The sequence below is a fragment of the Halomonas sp. AOP22-C1-8 genome (assembly GCF_052378905.1).
Classification (GTDB): Bacteria; Pseudomonadota; Gammaproteobacteria; order Pseudomonadales; family Halomonadaceae; genus Vreelandella; species Vreelandella citrativorans.
Genome location: NZ_JBQSYD010000030.1, coordinates 1 through 19,072, shown reverse-complemented (window position 1 = coordinate 19,072; position 19,072 = coordinate 1). Strand labels below are relative to the sequence as shown.

The following is a 19,072-nucleotide window of genomic DNA, read 5'->3' as shown; positions in this document are numbered from 1 at the left end:
TATCTATTATTTAATTGACGGGCGTGATTATGAAGCGGACAGCTTTCTTTATTTCCGATGGTACCGGTATTACGGCCGAGAGCCTGGGTCGCAGCCTGTTGGCTCAATTCAGCGATATTGAGATCAACATGCTGACCAAGCCTTATATCGATACGCTTGATAAAGCGGAAGCGCTTGCCCGGGTTATTGAATCCACTGCCGCTCGAGATGAGCAACAACCGATCATTATCGATACCATCGTTGACCAGCAGATACGCGATGTAATTCGCCAAGCGCCGGGCTTCAAGGTGGATATCTTTTCTACCTTTTTGAAACCCTTGGAGCAGGAATTAGGCACCCACTCTTCTTACAGCGTGGGAAGAACTCACTCGATTGGCAGTGACGATGTCTATATGGACCGGATTCATTCGGTACACTTCGCACTCGATAACGACGATGGCGCCCGTACGCATCAATACGACAAAGCCGATATTATTTTAGTGGGCGTATCGCGCTGTGGCAAAACACCCACATCGCTTTATTTAGCGCTTCAGTTTGGCATTCGAGCGGCCAACTATCCGCTTACCGAGGACGACCTTGACGAAGACGGCACGCTCAAGCTGCCCAAGGTGTTAGCACCGCACCAGCGCAAGTTGTTTGGGTTAACTATTGATGCTCGCAGGTTATCCGCCATACGCAATGAGCGTCGGCCGAACAGCCGCTATAGCTCAATGGATCAGTGTCTGCAGGAAGTCGAACAGGCTGAAGCGCTTTACCGGATTATGCATATTCCGTTTATTGATGCGACGCGCTTTTCAGTAGAAGAAATTTCGACACGGATGATTGCCGAGACAGGCTTAGCGAGGCGCTTCTCCCCCCGCTAAACCAGCACTAAATGTACAACGCTAAAAATTACATGCCTTTGGGGGCGAAGATACCTGGGGCGTTACGCCAGTAGCCTTTGTAGTCCATACCAAAACCGAACACATAGCGGTCCGCGACCTCCAGGCTGCAGTAATCAGCTTTCAAGCCCGGCACCGCTTTGCGGTTATGTTGCTTATCCACCAGAACGGCAGTCGTAACGCTGGCTGCCTGAGCTTCTTTACAGTAAGCAAGAATTGCGGCGAGCGTCGACCCTTCATCCAAAATGTCATCCACAATGACGACGTGGCGCCCGGCCATGGGAATTTCAGGGGATACGCGCCAGAAAAGCTCGCCACCGCGCAGCTCGTTGCGATAACGCGTGGCATGCAAATAGTCCACTTCCAGCGGAAACCCCAATCGGGTCAGCAGATGCCCGGTCGTAATCAAGCCACCGTTCATCACACAATAAAAAACCGGCAGTTTGTCCCCCAGGTCTTCAGTAATGGCCTCCGCCATGCGATCCAGCGCCCGCTCGACTTCTTCCTGAGAGATCAGGCAGTCTGCTGTTTCCATTAGCTGGCGCATTGAGTCCAATGACTCAAGCGCTTCTTTATCCAATTTGGACATGGGGTAACTCCCAAAAAATGTAGCAATATTGCGAAAAGAAAAATCAGGTGGGGTTAGGGAAGTCCGCCAGCGCTTCTAGCCTGGCATGCGTACGTCGCCAACGCCCCAGCGCGGTCAGCGCATCCAAATCAGGTCGTGCACGGCCATAGCGGAGTTTCGCAGGGCGCTTATTGGCGATGCCTTGGCTGGCTTCAACAACCTCAAGCGCAGCGGCACGGTCGTTACACACCAGCAACATATCGCAGCCAGCGGCGAGCGCAGCAGCGGCACGCTCGCGTGGCGAGCCCGCTTCGTGAGCACCTGCCATACTTAAATCATCTGAAAAAATACAGCCTTTAAAGCCCAGCGATTCACGCAGCATACCCAACCAACTGGGCGAAAAGCCCGCCGGGCGTGTATCAAACGCTCGATAAATGACATGCGCGGGCATGATGCCATCCAACTGGGGGGCTAGCTGTTCAAAGGGGACAAGGTCACGCTGTTTAATTGCCTCCATTGAACGCTCATCAATGGGCAGTGCGACATGGGAATCCGCGGCTACGCCGCCGTGACCAGGGAAGTGTTTACCCACAGCGGTCATGCCCGCCTGATGCAAGCCCTCAACAAAAGCGGCGCCTAATTGAGCAACGTGCTCAGGGTCACCACTGAAACTACGGTCGCCGATGACGCTAGAAATTCCGCTATCCACATCAAGCACGGGTGCAAAGCTTAAATCCAGCCCACAGGCGGCCATTTCCATGCCAAGCAACCAACCTGCGTCTATGGCGAGAGAGCGGCCTTCTTCAGGGTCTTGAGCATAACGCTCGCCAATCCGGGCCATGGCCGGTAAGCGGGTAAGCCCTTTTTTGATACGCTGTACACGGCCACCCTCTTGGTCAACCGCCAATAAAAGATCGCCCCGTATACGCCTTATATCGCTACACAGCTTGCGCACCTGGTAGGCGTCTTCCACATTACGGGCAAACAAAATCACGCCACCGACAGCAGGTTCAAGCAGCAAGCGCTTTTCAGCATTGGATAATTCAGGCCCTTCCAGGTCGAGCATGACCGGGCCAATAGGTTGAGTCATTAGCAGGGATCCAACAAAAGGGCCGATGATTTTAGACGATCAACGCACAGAGTCAAAAAAGCCTCTGCGTAAGGCCATTACAGATGGCTGCCATGTAGCCAAACAGGCGTTCCAGGCACGGCGCGCTCAAAGATATAAAGCAGGTCCTCGTTGCGCATACGAACACAGCCATGTGAAGCAGGTTTGCCCATCGGTTGATCGGGCGGCGTTCCGTGTACATAAATATAGCGGCGCTGAGAGTCAACCGTGCCTGCACGGTTAAATCCTCGCTCTAACCCACACAGCCATAAAATACGCGTCAAAATCCAGTCACGTGTCGGATGAGCGTCGGCCAAGTCACTTGAGAAAATTTCACCGGTAAAACGCCTGCCTCTAAATACCGCATTGACCGGCTGTTCATGGCCAATTGCCGCGCGAACATAGTGCCAGCCATGCGGCGTTTGGCCACTTCCTTCTTGCTGGCCAACGCCAGCGCGTCCAGTAGAGATAGCGCACTCAAAGTCTGGTGTTTGACCCTGCCACCAGCGCAGGATTTGTGCGCCGGTATCAATTTCGATCCAGCCGTCTTTTTTAGGTGGCAACTCAGCTAACAGGGGCGTTCGCATGCTGCGCTCCTTCAACCTCTTGCGGCAGTGGAGCATTCATGGCGGCAACGACCACAGGGCGCAAGCGTCGCACTAAATCACGCACAGTCACCTGCTCCTGATAATCCTTGGAGGCGATATCACGTAGCGCATCCAGCCCCGACAAGGTGAAAATGACCGTACCCAACATAAAGTGCAGCCGCCAAAAACGCTCGGCATCGGGTAAATCAGGGGTCGCCTTACGCACAAGCCCGGTAAAGCGGGTAAACACATCCCCATATTGCTCTTGAATATGGCGCCGTAAATGCCCCTGCGCTTGGCTATAGGCTAATCCCAATAAGCGCATGAAGACTTTCAAACTATCCCGTTCAGCAGGCACTGCCAGCACCGTGGTGGCCATTGTTTCAAGTAGCTCTTCCAGGGGGATGGCGCGATCGGCATAGTGGGCTTCAAGCTCATCGAGCGCACCATGAAAACGCTGAGTAAACGGGTCTAGATAGCGTGAGAATACGGCTTGGATAAGGGCTTTCTTGGAACCAAAATGATAATTAACAGCCGCCAGGTTTACCCGTGCTTTACTGGTAATGTTACGCAGTGACGTTTCAGCAAAGCCACGCTCTGCAAACAGCACCTCAGCGGTATCCAGAATGCGTGACACCGTGTCAGATTGTGCCATTATGGCCTCCGGAGAAACGAGTGTTTAAAACATGCCAGAATAGTAAGTCATATCTTAATCAGGCTCAATCACCCTTATTCACCGTTTTTTTTATTTGGCTACCCTGCGCATTAGCGTTAATTCAAACGTCTTACCGCTCACAAACAGTGTTTTAACAAGCTGCTTTTTTAACCATGTACTGGATAGAGCAACATACTGTATACTTAAACACATACTGATCAAGCAGACAGATACCGACTGTCTTTTATTGTTTATGGAGTTTGGTATGTCGCGGCCACTCACAGCACGTCAGCAACATGTTTTTGATTTTATAGTAAAAACTATGGGTGAATTCGGCTACCCTCCCACCCGCGCCGAAATTGCCAAGGCCTTGGGCTTTAAATCCCCCAATGCCGCTGAAGAGCATTTACGTGCTCTTGAGCGTAAAGGCGTTATCCGGATTATTCGCAATACGTCGCGGGGGATTCGCCTCCCCAACCAGGAAGCTCAGGACGTTAGCGAATTACCCGCCACCGTTGCAGCCAACAGCAATGAGCTTCCGCCAATGGGCTTGCCGGTTATTGGTGAAGTGGCCGCTGGCAACCCGATCCTTGCAGCGGAGCATATTGACCGTTACTGCCCGCTACCCGCGGAATATTTCACCCCTAAAGCCGACTACCTCCTGAGGGTACGCGGTTTATCCATGAAGGATGTGGGCATCCTGGAAGGCGATTTACTGGCGGTGCACCGCACTGATCGTGTACGTGATGGGCAAATCGTCGTTGCGCGGCTGGAAGATGAAGTCACCGTAAAACGCTTTCAACGCCAAGGGCATCAGGTCATGCTGATTGCGGAAAACGCTGATTTTGCACCGATTGAAATCGACCTGCGAACCCAATCCCTGGATATTGAAGGCGTAGGTGTAGGCGTCATCCGTGGCGGTAATGGCCAAGCGTTAGGCTAATAAGCCGTTTGCGTAAAATCGGTTTTTAAAAGCATCAAGGGGGTGGCCATTTTCATGGCCACCCCCTTGTTTTGTTACTGGTTCAGCTTAAACAGTTTTTAAAACGCTTAGCTAAAGACAACGGTCTTATTGCCGTGGATCAAAACGCGGTCCTCCAGATGCCAGCGCAGGCCTCGCGCCAATACGGCTTTTTCTACATCGCGCCCAAAGCGAACCAGGTCAGTTGGCGTATGGCAATGGCTCACACGATGAATGTCCTGCTCAATAATCGGCCCGGCATCCAACTCCTCCGTCACGTAGTGGCACGTCGCGCCAATTAGTTTTACGCCGCGTTCATAAGCCTGATGGTAAGGCTTGGCACCGGCAAATGAAGGCAAGAAGCTGTGGTGAATATTAATCACCTGCCCAGCGTAACGCTCACACAACGACGGGGGCAGAATCTGCATATAGCGCGCCAATACAATACAGTCCGCTCGCGCGTTATCAATAAGCTCCTGCACCTGAGTAAACGACTCTTCCTTATTATTCGGGTCCACCGGCACATGGTGATAAGGAATACCGTACCACTCAGCGATTGAGCGCATATCTTCGTGATTAGAAATCACACCGGCGATATCACAATCCAGCTCACCTGCCTGCCAACGGTAAAGTAAATCCACCAGGCAGTGAGACTCACGGGAGACCATGAGGATGACGCGCCGACGCTTTTGAGTATCCATTAGCGCCCACTGCATGGAAAACTCTTGAGCAATTGGCTCAAAGGCGCTGCGTAATGTTTCAACGGACATGCCAAGCGAATCGGCCAATATCTCATAACGCATAAAAAAGCGGCCCGTTTGCAAGTCAGAATGCTGACTGGCCTCGGTGATAGAGCCGCCTTGTTGAGCAATAAATCCAGACACACGGGCAACAATACCCACCTGATCGGGGCAGGAAACGACTAAACGGTAATAATGAGACATGTGAAGTACTCTTGACGACCTACGAAATACAAATGACAAACCACTATTGGCATCGTCTATTGGCATAGTGCAACGGCGCCGCAAACAGCGACTAAATAGCGACGCCGTAAATAACGGCTGCCTAGTGTACCGGAACCCTATTAACGAAGCACCGTTATCTAATGTCGGGGGTCATTGTTAGCCGCCCCTGCCTTCCCGTATAGTTAAGGCATTACTTTTTAGGCTTTTCATAACCGATGCATCCACCACGCGTTCAACTTCGTCCTCGCCGCCGCCCACCTCTGCGCCTACTGCCGCTGGGTGGGTGTGGTGAAATCGGCATGAATCTAACGCTGTATGGATACGACGATCACTGGATCGCGGTCGACTGCGGCATGATGATTCGCCAGGATTTGCCTAACTCGCCCCTTCAGGTACCTAACCTGGGCACCGCCGAGGCACTGAACATAACGCCCCAAGCGTTATTTATAACGCATGGACATGAAGATCACATTGGCGCGGTTGCCTGGTTATGGCCCAAGTGGAACTGCCCTATCTATGCCACCCCTCTCGCGGCAGGCCTCTTACGCGCGAAATTCGCTGAACACCAGCTAAGTAGCGCCGCGATTAAGATCATCGAGCCGGGCGAAGCAATGGAAACGGCGCCCTTTTCGGTACGCTATTTGCCGGTTACTCATTCGATCCCTGAAAGCTGCGCACTGGTCATCGTGATGGGCGATTACCGCATAATGCACACAGGGGATTGGAAGCTGGACCCAGAGCCGCTGATTGGCACGCCCATTAACGCGGCGCACTTTCGAGCGCTTGCCCCGATTGATTTAGTAGTAGGTGATTCAACCAATGCCCCTCTGCCTGGCCACTCCAGCAGTGAAGGCGATGTGGCTAAAGCGCTGGCTAAAAGCCTGAAGGAGTGCAAAGGCCGCGTCGTGGTCTCCTGTTTTGCAAGCAATCTGGCACGCGTACTGGCCATAGGCCGGGCGGCTCATCAATGCGGCCGCCGGGTCAGTTTGATGGGGCGATCCATGGAGCGCATGGTGAGCATTGCACGCGGGCTTGGCTACATGGATGACTTCGCAGCGCTTGTCCCCCCCCAGGATTTGGGCTATTTGCCCCCCGATGAAGTGGTGATTATCGCCACAGGTAGCCAAGGTGAGCCTCGTGCAGCACTGCAACGACTCGCCCAAGAGCGCCATCCGTTTATTGACCTTGAGCCTGGCGATAACGTCATTTTCTCTGCCAAAGCTATCCCCGGCAATGAGCGCCCTATTGAGCAGCTCAAAAAACGCTTGGTCCAACTTGGGGTCACGATCTTTGATGAGGTTAATCATCCAGAGCTGCACGCCACAGGCCACCCTGCGCAAGAAGAACTCATCACATTCTACCAGTGGATCAGGCCCAAATATTTGATCCCCGTGCACGGCGAAGCGCGCCACCAGCAGGCCCACCAAGCGATTGCAGACTCCTTGGGCATCAGCGCACCTTTAGCACCCGTTAATGGCGACATGATCGTTATGGACCACTTGGGGCTGCGCTGCGAAGCCCGCCACCCTCAACCGCCCTGTATCGTTAATCAAAATAGCGTTGTACCGCATCCGGGCCTGGAGGCCACCAAAACCACGACGCGCCGAGGCAGTTTATTTCTCGCCCTGCCTGTCGCGGCCAGCGATACCGGATGGTGGCGAATCGGTCGCTTGATGCTGGATAGCAGCAGCGCCAGCCCGCTCGACGAAGATAGCTTTAGCGAATGGCTGGACAATCAGTTGGAGGAGATTAAAGCGGATACGCTGGCTGATTTGCGCCTTGCGCTACAGCCACGCTTGATTCATTGGTTGGCGGACCACATGCAGCACATGCCTGAGGTCCACTTACAAATAATGGCCGCAGAAGCGCCTCTATAAACGCAACGAGGCGTAACCGAATCCTGTAGAACGCAACGCACTCGCCAGGCAGGCAGGCAGGCAGGCAGGCAGGCAGGCAGGCAGGCACTGTAATAGCCTTATGACCAGCGCTCGGCATCTTGCCAATCGGTAGCGCGCTCTTTCACCCAATACTCACCCTTGGTGGAATGCTCCTTTTTCCAGAACGGCGCTTGGGTTTTTAAAAAATCCATAATAAAGTCACACGCTTCAAATGCTTCGCGCCGGTGAGCGCTCGCCACCAGCACCCTAACGATGGGATCCCCCGGCGCCAGGTAGCCCACCCGATGAACAATATAAACCGCTTGAAGCGCCCAACGCTGCCACGCCTGTTCGCCTATCTGCTCCAGCATACGCTCTGTCATGCCGGGGTAATGTTCCAGGGTAAGCCCGGTGACATCAGGCGACTCGTTAAAGTCCCGAACCAACCCTGTAAAACTGACAACCGCGCCAATATCGGTTCGCTGGGCGAGCGTCGACGCATAGCCATCGCCTAATGAAAAAGGCGCTGACTGGACTCGAACCTGGATATTCATCGTTTAGCCCCCTGTCACGGGTGGAAAAAAGGCGACTTCATCCTCGTCAGTAATCCGTGCGCTATCGTTGGCCATCACCTGGTTAATCGCACACAGCGTCCGTTGGTCGGTGAGCACGCTAAATCGCGTATCACGCTGGCTCAGCGCAGCCTTCAAACCCGCAATATCACGGCTCGGCACCTGGTCCAAGTCAAGCACCGTATCACTCACACCGACACGTTCACGCAGCTCGGCTAAAAACTTCACCCGAACACAGGGCGAGGCGCAGCGTTCGCCTAATGTCACTTCGCCTGCCGTCCCTTCTCCCGTCACAATGGGGGCTTGCGGGCGAGCACTGCGCTGATAATCGCCACGTACGCCGCCGCGTTTGCTTTCAAGCTGAACAGCTTCGATACACATATCCTTATCGACGGCTTTACACATATCGTAGAGCGTTAAACACGCGACCGACACTGCGGTAAGCGCCTCCATCTCAACACCCGTACGCCCATTTAATCGACACAGTGCCGTCACGTGGACACAGCCCTGCGCAGGGTCGATATCAAATTCAATGGAGACTTTGGAAAGCGCCAACAAATGACATAAAGGGATTAATTCATGGGTACGCTTCGCGGCCTGAATACCGGCAATACGGGCCGTTGCAATGACATCGCCCTTGGGTAACTCGCCATCACTTAGCAGCTTCAGCGTTTCTGGCTGCATTAAAATCCGCCCCGAGGCGACGGCCTCACGACGTGTTTCGTGCTTATCACCCACATCGACCATATTAGCTTCACCACGCGTATTGAGGTGAGTTAGCTGCATGTTTATCACCTATGTTTTAAAAATGTGCCATTGGGTTGAGTGCTAGCCCACGTACGCACCCAGTGAGTAATTGCATCGATATCATTAAGGTTTAGCGGGGTAATCCGGGGGTCAAGCTCAACCGGTGGTTGATCATCAAGTGCCACCGCCTGAATCGTCGCATCATGAAGAATAGACGGCTCTCCAATTCCCTTACGATACAGTACGAGCTTGGGAATGGGCCATGCTTTGAATCCTTCGACGATAACAAGGTCTGGCTCATGGTAAGCCATCATCGCCAGCAACGCTGCCAGGTCTGGCTCATCCTGACCCGGCGTTTCCTGCATTAGCGCAAAGCGTTCCCGTGAGGCGACCAGCATCGGTGCCGCCCCGGCGCTACGCAGCTCATAGCTATCTTTACCGGGTTTATCCACTTCAAAACTGTGATGGGCATGCTTTATGACAGCTACCTTTAGCCCTGCCTGACGCAATCGTGGCAGCAACTGCGTTAGTAGCGTCGTTTTTCCCGTTCCACTCCAAGCGACAACGCCGAGTACGGGAAATGCAGTGGCTACATTACTTACCATATACATGTCTCCTTCCCTGGTAATGAATCCTGATAAGGACAAGGGAGCTGTTACTCCCCTTCGCGCTCACGAGGCAATAGCCAATTCAGTACGATACCTACGAGAGCCGCCAAGCTTACGCCCTGCAGGGTAAATTGGCCTCCCCCAAATTGCATGCCGCCAATACCAAACACTAAAATCAACGACACCACCACCAGATTGCGTGGCGCGGTTAGCGACTGACCCGCACGTACTAGCGTATTCATTCCGACGACAGCAATCGAGCCAAACAGCAGCGTCATAATGCCGCCCATTACCGGACCTGGAATCGTTTGCAACAGTGCACCCAGCTTGGAAATAAAGGCCAGCAGAATGGCGATAATCGCCGCGACAATCATATAAACAGGGTTAAACGCCCGCGTCAGCGTTACGGCACCGGTTACTTCGGAATACGTCGTGTTGGGTGGGCCGCCAAACAGTGCCGCCGCCATAGTCGCCAAACCATCGCCCAGCAATGTACGGTGCAGGCCCGGTTTTTCGAGATAATTTTTACGCGTTACCGAACCAATCGCCACCATATCTCCGATATGCTCAACCGCAGGCGCAATGGCCACAGGAATCATGAATAAAATAGCCGCCCAATGAAAGCTAGGCGCCGTAAAATTGGGTATTCCAAGCCAGGCCGCTTCATGTACCGGTGTAAAATCGACAACCCCCATCACCAGGGAGAGTGCGTAACCGGTAACAATACCCCCCATAATGGGGATCAAACGCAGCAGGCCACGCCCAAATACCGCTAATACCAGCGTCACCAGCAGGCTGGCCATGGATAAAAAGATCGCTTGACCATAGCTGATATTGTCGCTGGTTTCCCCGGTTGCCATGCTAACGGCCACCGGCGCTAACGCCAGGCCAATCACCATGATGACCGGGCCAACCACCACCGCCGGTAACAAACGATTTAGCCAACCGATACCGCGTACGCGTATGATCTGGGAAATAATGACATACACAAGACCGGCTACCATTAAACCGCCAAGCGTCGCGGAAACACCGAAACTGGCAATAGACCCTTGGATAGGCGCGATAAACGCAAACGAGGACGCCAAAAATACCGGTACCGACTGCTTGGTAACCGCATGAAATATTAACGTTCCCGCACCGGCAGTAAAAAGTGCAACACTTGGATCCAGACCCGTTAACAGTGGAACCAGTACCAACGCGCCAAATGCGACAAACAGCATTTGTGCTCCGGTCAGCAGTACCTTCGGCCAAGACTCGGACCGGCTGCCAGCATTACTCATCACTCAACTCCCAGGAATCAATTTATATCGAAAAGGCAAAAAAATGCCCCCAACGCAAAGCGTAAGGGGCACCGTTAGGCAAAACGCTTAACGCGTTCCAAATATCTTATCGCCGGCATCTCCCAATCCCGGCACGATATAACTATTCTCATCGAGTCGATCGTCTACCGAGGCCGTATAAATTTCCACGTCTGGGTAAGCATCCTGCACACGCTTGATGCCTTCGGGAGCAGCGACAAGAACAATGATCTTCATATGCTCACAGCCCCGCTCACGCAGCATGTCCAGCGTGGCGATCATGGAGCCACCGGTTGCCAACATCGGGTCAATCACCAGCGCCATGCGCTCTTCAATATCGTTGGCGAATTTCGCAAAATACGGCACAGGCTGCAGCGTTTCTTCATCGCGATAAAGGCCGACAACGCTGACGCGCGCACTGGGAATCAAATCCGTAACGCCTTCCAGCATGCCTAAACCAGCCCGCAGAATGGGCACAACCGTTACTTTTTTACCTTTAAGTCGGCGCGTGGCGATAGGCTCGCCGTTCCAACCTTGAATTTCGTGATCCTCAAGCTCCAGGCCTTTCGTGGCCTCGTAAGTCAAGAGCTTGGCCACTTCACCTGCCAGTTCACGAAAGCTCTTGGTGCTCAAATCAACTTCGCGCATCAGTCCCAGCTTATGTTGAACAAGCGGATGGTTAATGGCGTAGACACTCATGGGGCTTCCTCACTGCAGTGTGATATCAGGATAACGACTCAGGCCGCATCTTCAGGCATACAAAATTGCGCGCATTCTACCTGCATCTGTCCATCAGGTTAAGCGCTTTCGGGCAGTTGCCATTCAACGGGCGAACGTCCTTGCCCCACCAGGAACTGGTTCGCTTGAGAAAACTGGTGATTGCCAAAAAAGCCCCGATGGGCAGACAGCGGCGAAGGATGGGGCGATTCCAGCACTAAATGGCGCCGCTGATCAATCAACGCTTTTTTCTGGCGCGCATGACTACCCCATAACAAAAACACGCACGGCGGAGCATGCTGACTTACCGTTTCGATTGCTCGATCGGTAAACGGCTCCCAACCTTTGCCGCGATGCGACGCGGCATTGCCTTGCTCAACGGTTAACGCCGTGTTTAACAGCAAAACGCCTTGTTTGGCCCAGCTAACCAGGCTGCCATGCGGCACCGGTTTAACGCCCACATCGTTTGCCAGTTCTTTATAAATATTGGCAAGCGACGGGGGGATTTTCACCCCCGGCTGAACAGAAAAGCTTAACCCATGCGCTTGACGGGGGCCGTGGTACGGGTCCTGACCTAGAATAACGACTTTCACCTCTTCCAATGGCGTCAGTTCAAACGCACGAAACCAATCAGAAGAGTGAGGGTAAATAACCTTTTTAGCCGCTTTTTCCTGAGCCAAGAACTGTTTCAACGCCTTCATATAGTCGGCTTGAAATTCATCACCGAGCCACCGGCCCCAGTCGTTCGTTAATGGATTAGTCATAAGTCCTTTTAACTTGATCAACGAGAGGCTCAACATAGGCAACTCCCATATCCCAAGGGAATTGAATCCAGCACTGCTGAGCCACTTCAGTGAGATATTGGTCAACCAGGGGGCGCCCTTCTGGCTTGGCATAGATAGTGACAAAATGCGCTTTAGGCATCATTTCACGTACCGCACGCGCGGTTTTACCGGTATCCACCAGATCATCGACCAACAGCCAACCTTCGCCATCATGGTCAACGCCCTTCATGATATTCAGACCGCCCTGATCCATATGGTCATAGCTTTTAATACAGATCGTATCAATCAGGCGCACGTTAAGCTCACGTGCAATAAGTGCCGCCGGGATTAACCCGCCACGGGTAATCGCCACAATACCCTTGAAGTCCCGCTCCATCATTTGGTGGCAAAGCTGACGCACATCTCGGTGCAGCTGGTCCCAGGAAATAATGAAGTGTTGGTGATAGCGTTCGCTGCTCATGAGAGGCGTTACTCGTCTTCGTTGAAAGAACATACCGCGAATACGCTGAAGCCAGCATCGCGAATTTTCTGAGAACCGCCCAACTCGGGTAGGTCAATAATAGTGGCGGTTTCTACGACATGCCCGCCAGAACGCTGAATAAGGTTGGCGGCGGCCAGCATAGTGCCACCGGTGGCAATCAGGTCATCCATCAGCAGGATCCGGTCACCTTCCTGAAAAGCGTCAGAATGTAGTTCTACTTCCGAATGACCGTATTCCAGCTTGTAGGTTTCACTGATCGTTTTAAAAGGCAGTTTGCCTTTTTTGCGCACCGGTACAAAGCTACAACCTAGCTCATAGGCGAGCGGTGCACCGATAATGAAACCACGCGCATCAATCGCGGCGATGGCATCCAGGTTCATTTCCTGATAGCGATGCACGAAACTATCAATTAGTTTGCGAAACGCCGCACTGTTTTGTAATAACGGAGTGATATCACGAAAGTTCACCCCCTGCTCAGGCCAATCAGGAACGGTGCGAATAACCGACTTAATGTAGTCACCGTAGATGCTCATCGCGTCTCTCATAGATTAATAATAAATAGCCTGGGTAATTAACCCAGGAATAGAAACTTCGCTGCAAACAGCAAGGCCAGAATCACGACAGCAGGATTCAGGTCGCTAAACCGGCCTGAAAGCGTTTTAATTCCTACAAAGCTAATAAAGCCCAAGGCAATACCGTCAGCAATTGAAAACGTCAGCGGCATTGCCAATGCTGCAATTAATACCGGAGCAGCATCGGTTGGGTCTTCCCAGTTCGCATGGGATAAACTGCCCGCCATGAGTACCGCAACGTACAGCAGCGCACCGGCAGTGGCATAAGCCGGGATAGAGCCTGCTAACGGCGCAAAGAAAAGACTGATTAAAAACAGTACACCGACCACGACGGCTGTTAGGCCTGTTCGCCCACCCGATGCAATGCCCGCCGTTGATTCGATATAGCTCGTGGTGGTTGAGGTACCGAGTGCCGCGCCTGCCATCGATGCTGTGCTATCGGCCATCATGGCGCGCCCGATACGAGGCAGTTTGCCATCCTTGTCGAGTAGATTACCCCGATGAGCAACCCCTACCAGCGTGCCGGATGTATCGAACAGATCAACAAACAGGAACGCAAAAATAACGCTGAGCATCGCCACATCAAGGGCGCCCACCAGATCCATCGCCATAAAGGTAGGCGCGATAGAGGGCGGCATCGACATCACACCGTTGTATGCATTATGGCCCAACAGCATCGAAATGAGAGTAATGCCCAGGATACCGATTAATACCGCGCCCTTGACCCGCAGGTACGCCAACGCGGTAATCACAAAAAAGCCCAGCAATGAATAAAGAGCCGCTGGCTGTGAAAGATCTCCCATCGCGACCAGAGTCGCCGGATTAGCCACCACAATACCTGCGTTTTTAAGCGCAATCATGGCCAGGAAAAGCCCTATCCCTGCCGCAATCCCTAAGCGTAGCGAGAGTGGAATCGAGTTGATAATCCACTCACGGACTTTAAAAACACTCAGTACGAAGAATATCAAACCCGAGAAGAAGACCGCACCAAGCGCGGCTTCCCAGGTATATCCCATACCTAGCACCACGCCGTAAGTGAAGAAGGCGTTAAGCCCCATCCCCGGTGCTTGCGCAATGGGGTAATTAGCCCAAATCCCCATCACGAAGCAGCCAATCGCTGCCGCCACGCACGTCGCGACAAAGACAGCACCGTAGTCCATACCCGCTTCCGACAGGATGCTAGGATTTACGAAAATGATATAAGCCATCGTCAGGAACGTTGTGATCCCAGCGACCACCTCTGTTTTCACATTCGTATTTAGCTCAGTGAGCTTGAAATACTTATCCAGAAGTTTCATGTATGTTTTATCCTTCGCGCAAACGCAGTATGCGTCCCCTTGGAGCGAGAAAAGCCGCACATATTACCGAAAGCTCCCGCGCGATGCGAGTACCTAACGCACAGCCGGTTTAAGCGGAGCCACCTCCACTGACACTAACGCTAGCAATCTTCAGGCCATCAGCGAACCAGCAGGTCAGCCAACCACCCGCTGCTTTCTTATAATCGTTTAGCCAGCACGCGCTCGACCGTTTCGACAATCACCTGTGTTTGCGGATCAATTTCAATATTGACCTTATCGCCAGGCAGACGCTCTTTGAGCATGGTGCGTGAGAGCGTTTCGGGTATCAGATTCACACTGAACTCAATGCCGCTATCATCTGCCGCGCGACGCACGTCTCCGACCGTCAAACTGATACCATCAACACCGATATACCCCTTTTCAAACACAAAGCGGCCAATCGTGTCGGGTAGAGAAAACCAAAGCCGACGGTTATTGGGAGCTTCTTCTATCGCGACGACGTTGGCCATACAGATAATATGGCCGGACATCGAATGCCCCCCAATCTCGTCGCCAAACCGTGCAGCACGCTCTATATTGACGCGCCCACCCGGTTCAAGTGCACCAAGATTAGTCAAGCGCAGGGTTTCTCGCATCAAATCAAAGCTAACGTTATCGCCTTCAATAGCAGTAACCGTTAAACACACGCCGTTATGGGCCACTGACGCACCAATTTCCAACCCCTCACGCATTTCGGGTGGCAATGCCACTACATGGGTTCGAAACGCGTCAAGTTCATGCACCTCTACTATACTTGCGGTGCCCTGTACGATGCCGGTAAACATAATCCACCCTTACTACGTCGCTGTGAAAGCGCCTATTCAAACACGAAATCAACCCGGCGCAAGTTTATCCGTGAGAAGTTAACAATGCGCACACCGCACCCGGGAAAGTATGATGAGCAGCATGCGTGACACTAATCAAATGCCTTGATGGACGCAAAGCAAAGTGCAGTACGCCTAAAAACGTTTAAAAACGCGCGACTGCGCCTAATCAAGCGGCCACACGCGTAAAGCAGCCGGTTTCAATTGACAAAGAGGAAGGGGCTGCTTAGACTTTCGGCCCATGTAATGGCGCCGATTTGTACCCATATTGCGGGCGCCCACCAAGCCACAGGTTTGGTGAAGTGCAGCTAAAAGGGTGTGTCCAGCGTTGATGGCCACCCGAAAGGGTGGCCTTTTTTTTATTCCTCGCCCTACGCTTGCTCCCTTGCACTCCGTCTTTGGCCTCCTATTAAGGCAGACGCTATGATTGAACTTAGCAACGTCAGTAAAACTTATGGCAGCGGCAATAACGCCGTTCACGCCTTGAAAGATGTTAATTTGCACGTACCTAGAGGCGCTATTCACGGCGTTATCGGCCTATCCGGCGCTGGGAAATCCACGCTAATCCGTTGCGTTAACTTACTTGAGCGGCCAACCAGTGGCAGCGTGACCGTGGATGGCCAAGAGATGACTCGCTTAAACGGCGGCGCCCTAAACCAGGCACGTCACCGCATTGGCATGATTTTCCAGCACTTCAACTTGCTTACTACGCGGAACGTGTTTGATAACGTTGCTCTGCCGCTTGAACTGATGGGTGAAAAACGTAGCGCCATTCAACACCGCGTACTCCCGCTACTGGAAATGGTCGGGCTGGCGGACAAAGCCAAACAGTATCCCGCGCAGCTCTCGGGTGGCCAAAAGCAGCGTGTTGCTATCGCCCGCGCTCTGGCCAGCCAACCCAATGTGCTGCTGTGTGATGAAGCGACATCGGCATTAGATCCACAAACTACCGGCTCTATTCTTGAGTTGCTGCGTGATATTAATCACCAGTTGGGTATCACTATTTTGTTGATTACCCATGAAATGGAAGTGGTTAAGTCAATTTGCCACCGCGTAAGCCTTATTTCCAACGGCACACTAGTGGAAGACGCAGAAGTCGGCGACTTTTTCACGGCCCCCAGCACTCAGCTTGGCCGCGAATTTTTGAACGATTTTCTCCAGCTTAGCCCCCCTAAAGAGCTGATCGAACGCTTAAGCGATACGCCAGGAGAGGCCACTCACCCCGTCGTACGCCTAACGTTTTCTGGCGATGCCGTCTCAACACCGCTTATCTCCCGCCTGGCCCGCGAGTGCAATGTGGATGTCAGCATTTTACAGGCCAAAGTCGAGTCCATTCAGGACCGCACCTTAGGGCTTATGATTGCAGAACTGCTTGGCACGACAGAGCAGACGCGACAGGCAATGGATTATCTTCAGTCTCACCAGTTAGAAGTCGAGGTACTTGGTTATGTCCAGCGCAATGTTTGACCTTATTTTACAGGCCACGCTGGATACGCTGTATATGGTGGCCATCTCTGGCGTCATTTCGACACTGCTCGGCCTACCATTAGGCGTATTGTTGTACGCGACACGGCCAAGGCAAATTCTAGCCCAGCCAGTGCTTAATCAGGTATTGAGCATTATTACTAATATTGGCCGCTCGATTCCTTTCATTATTTTGATGGTGGCCATCATCCCGTTCACACGGATGCTAGTAGGCACCTCGATAGGCATCAACGCCGCATCAGTTCCCCTAACCATTGCGGCCATCCCTTTTGTGGCACGTCTGATAGAGGGTGCACTCAATGAGGTGTCGCCAGGCCTGGTTGAATCTGCTCAATCCATGGGCGCGACCCCTTGGCAGATTATACGCAAGGTACTTGTACCAGAGGCGCGGGGCGGCATCATTACAGGACTAACCATTACGCTGGTAACGCTAGTCAGTTACTCCGCGATGGCGGGCGCAGTAGGTGGTGGCGGCTTGGGAGACCTGGGCATCCGTTATGGATACAACCGTTTTAACCCCACTATTATGCTGATTACCGTGATTATTTTGGTGGTCATGGTGCAAGGCTTTCAAAGCCTGGGCGACTATCTGGTGCGCAAAAGTGATCGTAAATAGTGGTAGCAATTGGCCATGCTCACTTATAACAAAAAAACATTAGAATTATTTTTCTTATTCCAATATTATTAAAAAATGACGATACAACGCATTAGGAGACTTATCATGCAAAAACTAATAATTGGTAGCCTGACAGCCTTGGCACTGGCCGTTAACGTTGCCAACGCAGAAACCCGCACGCTGAAAATGGGTACCGTTGCCGGCCCCGAAACTGAAGTCATGGAAGTAGCGGCGCGGATTGCCAAAGAAGAGTACGACCTCAATGTCGAAATTATCGAATTTACCGACTACGTAACGCCCAACGTTGCGCTGGCCGACGGCAGCCTTGATGCCAATGCCTACCAGCATGCCCCCTACTTGGATGCAATGGTTAGCGATCGCGGCTATGATCTTGCCGTTGCAGGCTATACCTTTGTTTATCCGATCGGTGCTTATTCAGAAAAATTCGACAGTATTGAAGATCTGCCCGACGGCGCGCAGATTGCACTGCCCAACGATCCTTCCAATGAAGGTCGTGCACTAATTTTGATGCATAACGAAGGCCTGATCACCCTGAACGATCCGGAGAACCTGGAAGCAACGCCGATCGATATTGCCGAGAATCCGCGTAACTTCCGCTTCCGTGAAATTGAAGCCGCCCAGTTGCCCCGCGTATTACGCGATGTCGACATGGCGTTTATCAATAACACGTTCGCCCAGCCAGCAGGCTTAAAGCTTGACGACGCCCTGATCAAAGAAGGCCCTGAGTCCCCCTACGTGAACCTTATTGCTGTGCGCGGCGGTGACGAAGAGCGTGAAGACATTCGCCAACTGGTGGATGCCTATCAGCGCGACGAAGTAGCAGCCAAAGCTGAAGAGCTGTTTAAAGGTGCTGCCGTGCCGGGCTGGACTGAATAACCCCTTCAGCAAGCACCTCATCAGGCCGACCTTAGTGTCGGCCTGATGCGTTTATGATGAGATAATGATGCCAACCATTAATTACGCGCTACTCAACCGCCAGCTCGAAGCCCTGCTTGATACACGCGACTGGCTTACCAACAGCGCTCAAATGTGCGCGTTCATTCAGCAGGAAGTACCTGATCTAAACTGGGTGGGATTTTATCTTCAGCGTCAACCCGAGATCCTGGGGCTAGGGCCTTTTCAGGGCAAGCCCGCCTGCCACCCCATCCCTTTTAGCAAAGGCGTATGCGGAGCCGCAGCGCGCCAGCAGCAGACACAGCGGGTCGATGATGTACACGCCGTCGCAGACCATATTGCCTGCGATGCCGACTCACGCTCCGAGCTGGTCATTCCCATCGTGATAGAAGGCTTTCTATGGGGCGTTCTAGACTTGGACAGCCCTCTACCTGCGCGCTTTACCGCAGACGATCAGGCAGGAATCGAAGCGCTAATAGCGACTTTTCAGCGCCAAACAGATCTACCGACCCG

22 protein-coding genes are annotated in these 19,072 nt (G+C 52.8%); 7 read left to right on the top strand and 15 right to left on the bottom strand.

Translation table 11 applies throughout. From position 1 onward, the window contains the following. The first annotated feature begins 29 nt into the window (after nucleotides 1-29). Nucleotides 30-863, top strand: coding sequence for a posphoenolpyruvate synthetase regulatory kinase/phosphorylase PpsR (gene ppsR, locus ACT3TY_RS14800; RefSeq protein ID WP_441679143.1), 834 nt, complete (start codon nucleotides 30-32; stop codon nucleotides 861-863). Between the two features lie 28 nt (nucleotides 864-891). Here ppsR and ACT3TY_RS14795 read toward each other — a convergent pair whose 3' ends face one another. From ACT3TY_RS14795 to ACT3TY_RS14780, 4 genes are all read right to left on the bottom strand, one after another. After that, on the bottom strand, nucleotides 892-1,470 hold the full coding sequence (locus tag ACT3TY_RS14795) for a hypoxanthine-guanine phosphoribosyltransferase (protein WP_087107361.1): 579 nt from the start codon (nucleotides 1,468-1,470) through the stop codon (nucleotides 892-894). A 43-nt stretch (nucleotides 1,471-1,513) separates the two neighbouring features. Further along, a complete protein-coding gene (nagZ, locus tag ACT3TY_RS14790) occupies nucleotides 1,514-2,539 on the bottom strand; it encodes a beta-N-acetylhexosaminidase (protein ID WP_441679142.1) in 1,026 nt (341 codons plus the stop codon). A gap of 77 nt (nucleotides 2,540-2,616) precedes the next feature. Beyond that, nucleotides 2,617-3,144 (bottom strand): L,D-transpeptidase, encoded by a 528-nt coding sequence (locus ACT3TY_RS14785; protein ID WP_172118444.1) that lies wholly within the window; start codon nucleotides 3,142-3,144, stop codon nucleotides 2,617-2,619. Further along, nucleotides 3,122-3,799: a TetR/AcrR family transcriptional regulator gene (locus ACT3TY_RS14780; protein ID WP_172118443.1), complete on the bottom strand. Its 678-nt coding sequence runs from the start codon at nucleotides 3,797-3,799 to the stop codon at nucleotides 3,122-3,124. Before ACT3TY_RS14780 ends, ACT3TY_RS14785 begins: the two co-directional genes overlap by 23 nt. 265 nt (nucleotides 3,800-4,064) lie before the next feature. On the opposite strand from ACT3TY_RS14780, the gene lexA reads away from it, so the two are divergent. Next, complete coding sequence (lexA, locus tag ACT3TY_RS14775) at nucleotides 4,065-4,742, top strand: transcriptional repressor LexA (protein WP_441679141.1); 678 nt, start codon at nucleotides 4,065-4,067, stop codon at nucleotides 4,740-4,742. 107 nt (nucleotides 4,743-4,849) lie between these two features. Here the strand turns inward: lexA and purU are convergent, their stop codons facing one another. Beyond that, a complete protein-coding gene (gene purU / locus ACT3TY_RS14770) occupies nucleotides 4,850-5,704 on the bottom strand; it encodes a formyltetrahydrofolate deformylase (protein ID WP_172118441.1) in 855 nt (284 codons plus the stop codon). Between the two features lie 320 nt (nucleotides 5,705-6,024). On the opposite strand from purU, the gene ACT3TY_RS14765 reads away from it, so the two are divergent. Beyond that, a complete protein-coding gene (locus ACT3TY_RS14765) occupies nucleotides 6,025-7,602 on the top strand; it encodes a ribonuclease J (protein ID WP_444628767.1) in 1,578 nt (525 codons plus the stop codon). A gap of 98 nt (nucleotides 7,603-7,700) precedes the next feature. Here the strand turns inward: ACT3TY_RS14765 and moaE are convergent, their stop codons facing one another. The 10 genes from moaE to ACT3TY_RS14715 form a co-directional block, all read right to left on the bottom strand. Next, entirely contained in the window at nucleotides 7,701-8,156 is a 456-nt protein-coding gene (gene moaE / locus ACT3TY_RS14760; protein ID WP_444628751.1) for a molybdopterin synthase catalytic subunit MoaE, read from the bottom strand. A 3-nt stretch (nucleotides 8,157-8,159) separates the two neighbouring features. Next, nucleotides 8,160-8,960, bottom strand: coding sequence for a cyclic pyranopterin monophosphate synthase MoaC (moaC, locus tag ACT3TY_RS14755; RefSeq protein WP_444628749.1), 801 nt, complete (start codon nucleotides 8,958-8,960; stop codon nucleotides 8,160-8,162). Nucleotides 8,961-8,965: 5 nt separating this feature from the next. Next, entirely contained in the window at nucleotides 8,966-9,526 is a 561-nt protein-coding gene (gene mobB / locus ACT3TY_RS14750; RefSeq protein ID WP_172118438.1) for a molybdopterin-guanine dinucleotide biosynthesis protein B, read from the bottom strand. 50 nt (nucleotides 9,527-9,576) lie between these two features. Further along, complete coding sequence (locus ACT3TY_RS14745; protein WP_444628748.1) at nucleotides 9,577-10,809, bottom strand: uracil-xanthine permease family protein; 1,233 nt, start codon at nucleotides 10,807-10,809, stop codon at nucleotides 9,577-9,579. 87 nt (nucleotides 10,810-10,896) lie between these two features. Beyond that, complete coding sequence (gene upp, locus ACT3TY_RS14740; RefSeq protein WP_087107382.1) at nucleotides 10,897-11,526, bottom strand: uracil phosphoribosyltransferase; 630 nt, start codon at nucleotides 11,524-11,526, stop codon at nucleotides 10,897-10,899. Between the two features lie 98 nt (nucleotides 11,527-11,624). Further along, nucleotides 11,625-12,308, bottom strand: coding sequence for a uracil-DNA glycosylase (gene ung / locus ACT3TY_RS14735; RefSeq protein WP_193054653.1), 684 nt, complete (start codon nucleotides 12,306-12,308; stop codon nucleotides 11,625-11,627). Continuing rightward, complete coding sequence (gpt, locus tag ACT3TY_RS14730) at nucleotides 12,301-12,789, bottom strand: xanthine phosphoribosyltransferase (protein WP_087107385.1); 489 nt, start codon at nucleotides 12,787-12,789, stop codon at nucleotides 12,301-12,303. Before gpt ends, ung begins: the two co-directional genes overlap by 8 nt. 8 nt (nucleotides 12,790-12,797) lie before the next feature. Further along, nucleotides 12,798-13,343: an adenine phosphoribosyltransferase gene (locus tag ACT3TY_RS14725; protein WP_172118434.1), complete on the bottom strand. Its 546-nt coding sequence runs from the start codon at nucleotides 13,341-13,343 to the stop codon at nucleotides 12,798-12,800. A 38-nt stretch (nucleotides 13,344-13,381) separates the two neighbouring features. After that, nucleotides 13,382-14,680: an NCS2 family permease gene (locus ACT3TY_RS14720; RefSeq protein WP_172118433.1), complete on the bottom strand. Its 1,299-nt coding sequence runs from the start codon at nucleotides 14,678-14,680 to the stop codon at nucleotides 13,382-13,384. A gap of 197 nt (nucleotides 14,681-14,877) precedes the next feature. Then, entirely contained in the window at nucleotides 14,878-15,504 is a 627-nt protein-coding gene (locus tag ACT3TY_RS14715) for a riboflavin synthase subunit alpha (protein ID WP_193054652.1), read from the bottom strand. A gap of 462 nt (nucleotides 15,505-15,966) precedes the next feature. Between ACT3TY_RS14715 and ACT3TY_RS14710 the strand changes: the two genes are divergently transcribed. The 4 genes from ACT3TY_RS14710 to ACT3TY_RS14695 form a co-directional block, all read left to right on the top strand. Then, the gene (locus ACT3TY_RS14710) at nucleotides 15,967-17,010 is read left to right on the top strand and encodes a methionine ABC transporter ATP-binding protein (RefSeq protein WP_444628747.1); all 1,044 of its coding nucleotides are present in this window, start codon (nucleotides 15,967-15,969) and stop codon (nucleotides 17,008-17,010) included. After that, nucleotides 16,991-17,644, top strand: coding sequence for a methionine ABC transporter permease (locus ACT3TY_RS14705; RefSeq protein WP_087107396.1), 654 nt, complete (start codon nucleotides 16,991-16,993; stop codon nucleotides 17,642-17,644). Before ACT3TY_RS14710 ends, ACT3TY_RS14705 begins: the two co-directional genes overlap by 20 nt. 105 nt (nucleotides 17,645-17,749) lie before the next feature. Then, entirely contained in the window at nucleotides 17,750-18,541 is a 792-nt protein-coding gene (locus ACT3TY_RS14700; protein ID WP_087107398.1) for a MetQ/NlpA family ABC transporter substrate-binding protein, read from the top strand. A 67-nt stretch (nucleotides 18,542-18,608) separates the two neighbouring features. Continuing rightward, nucleotides 18,609-19,072, top strand: a 464-nt coding sequence (locus tag ACT3TY_RS14695; protein WP_444628744.1) for a GAF domain-containing protein, incomplete at its 3' end; no start/stop codon positions are given.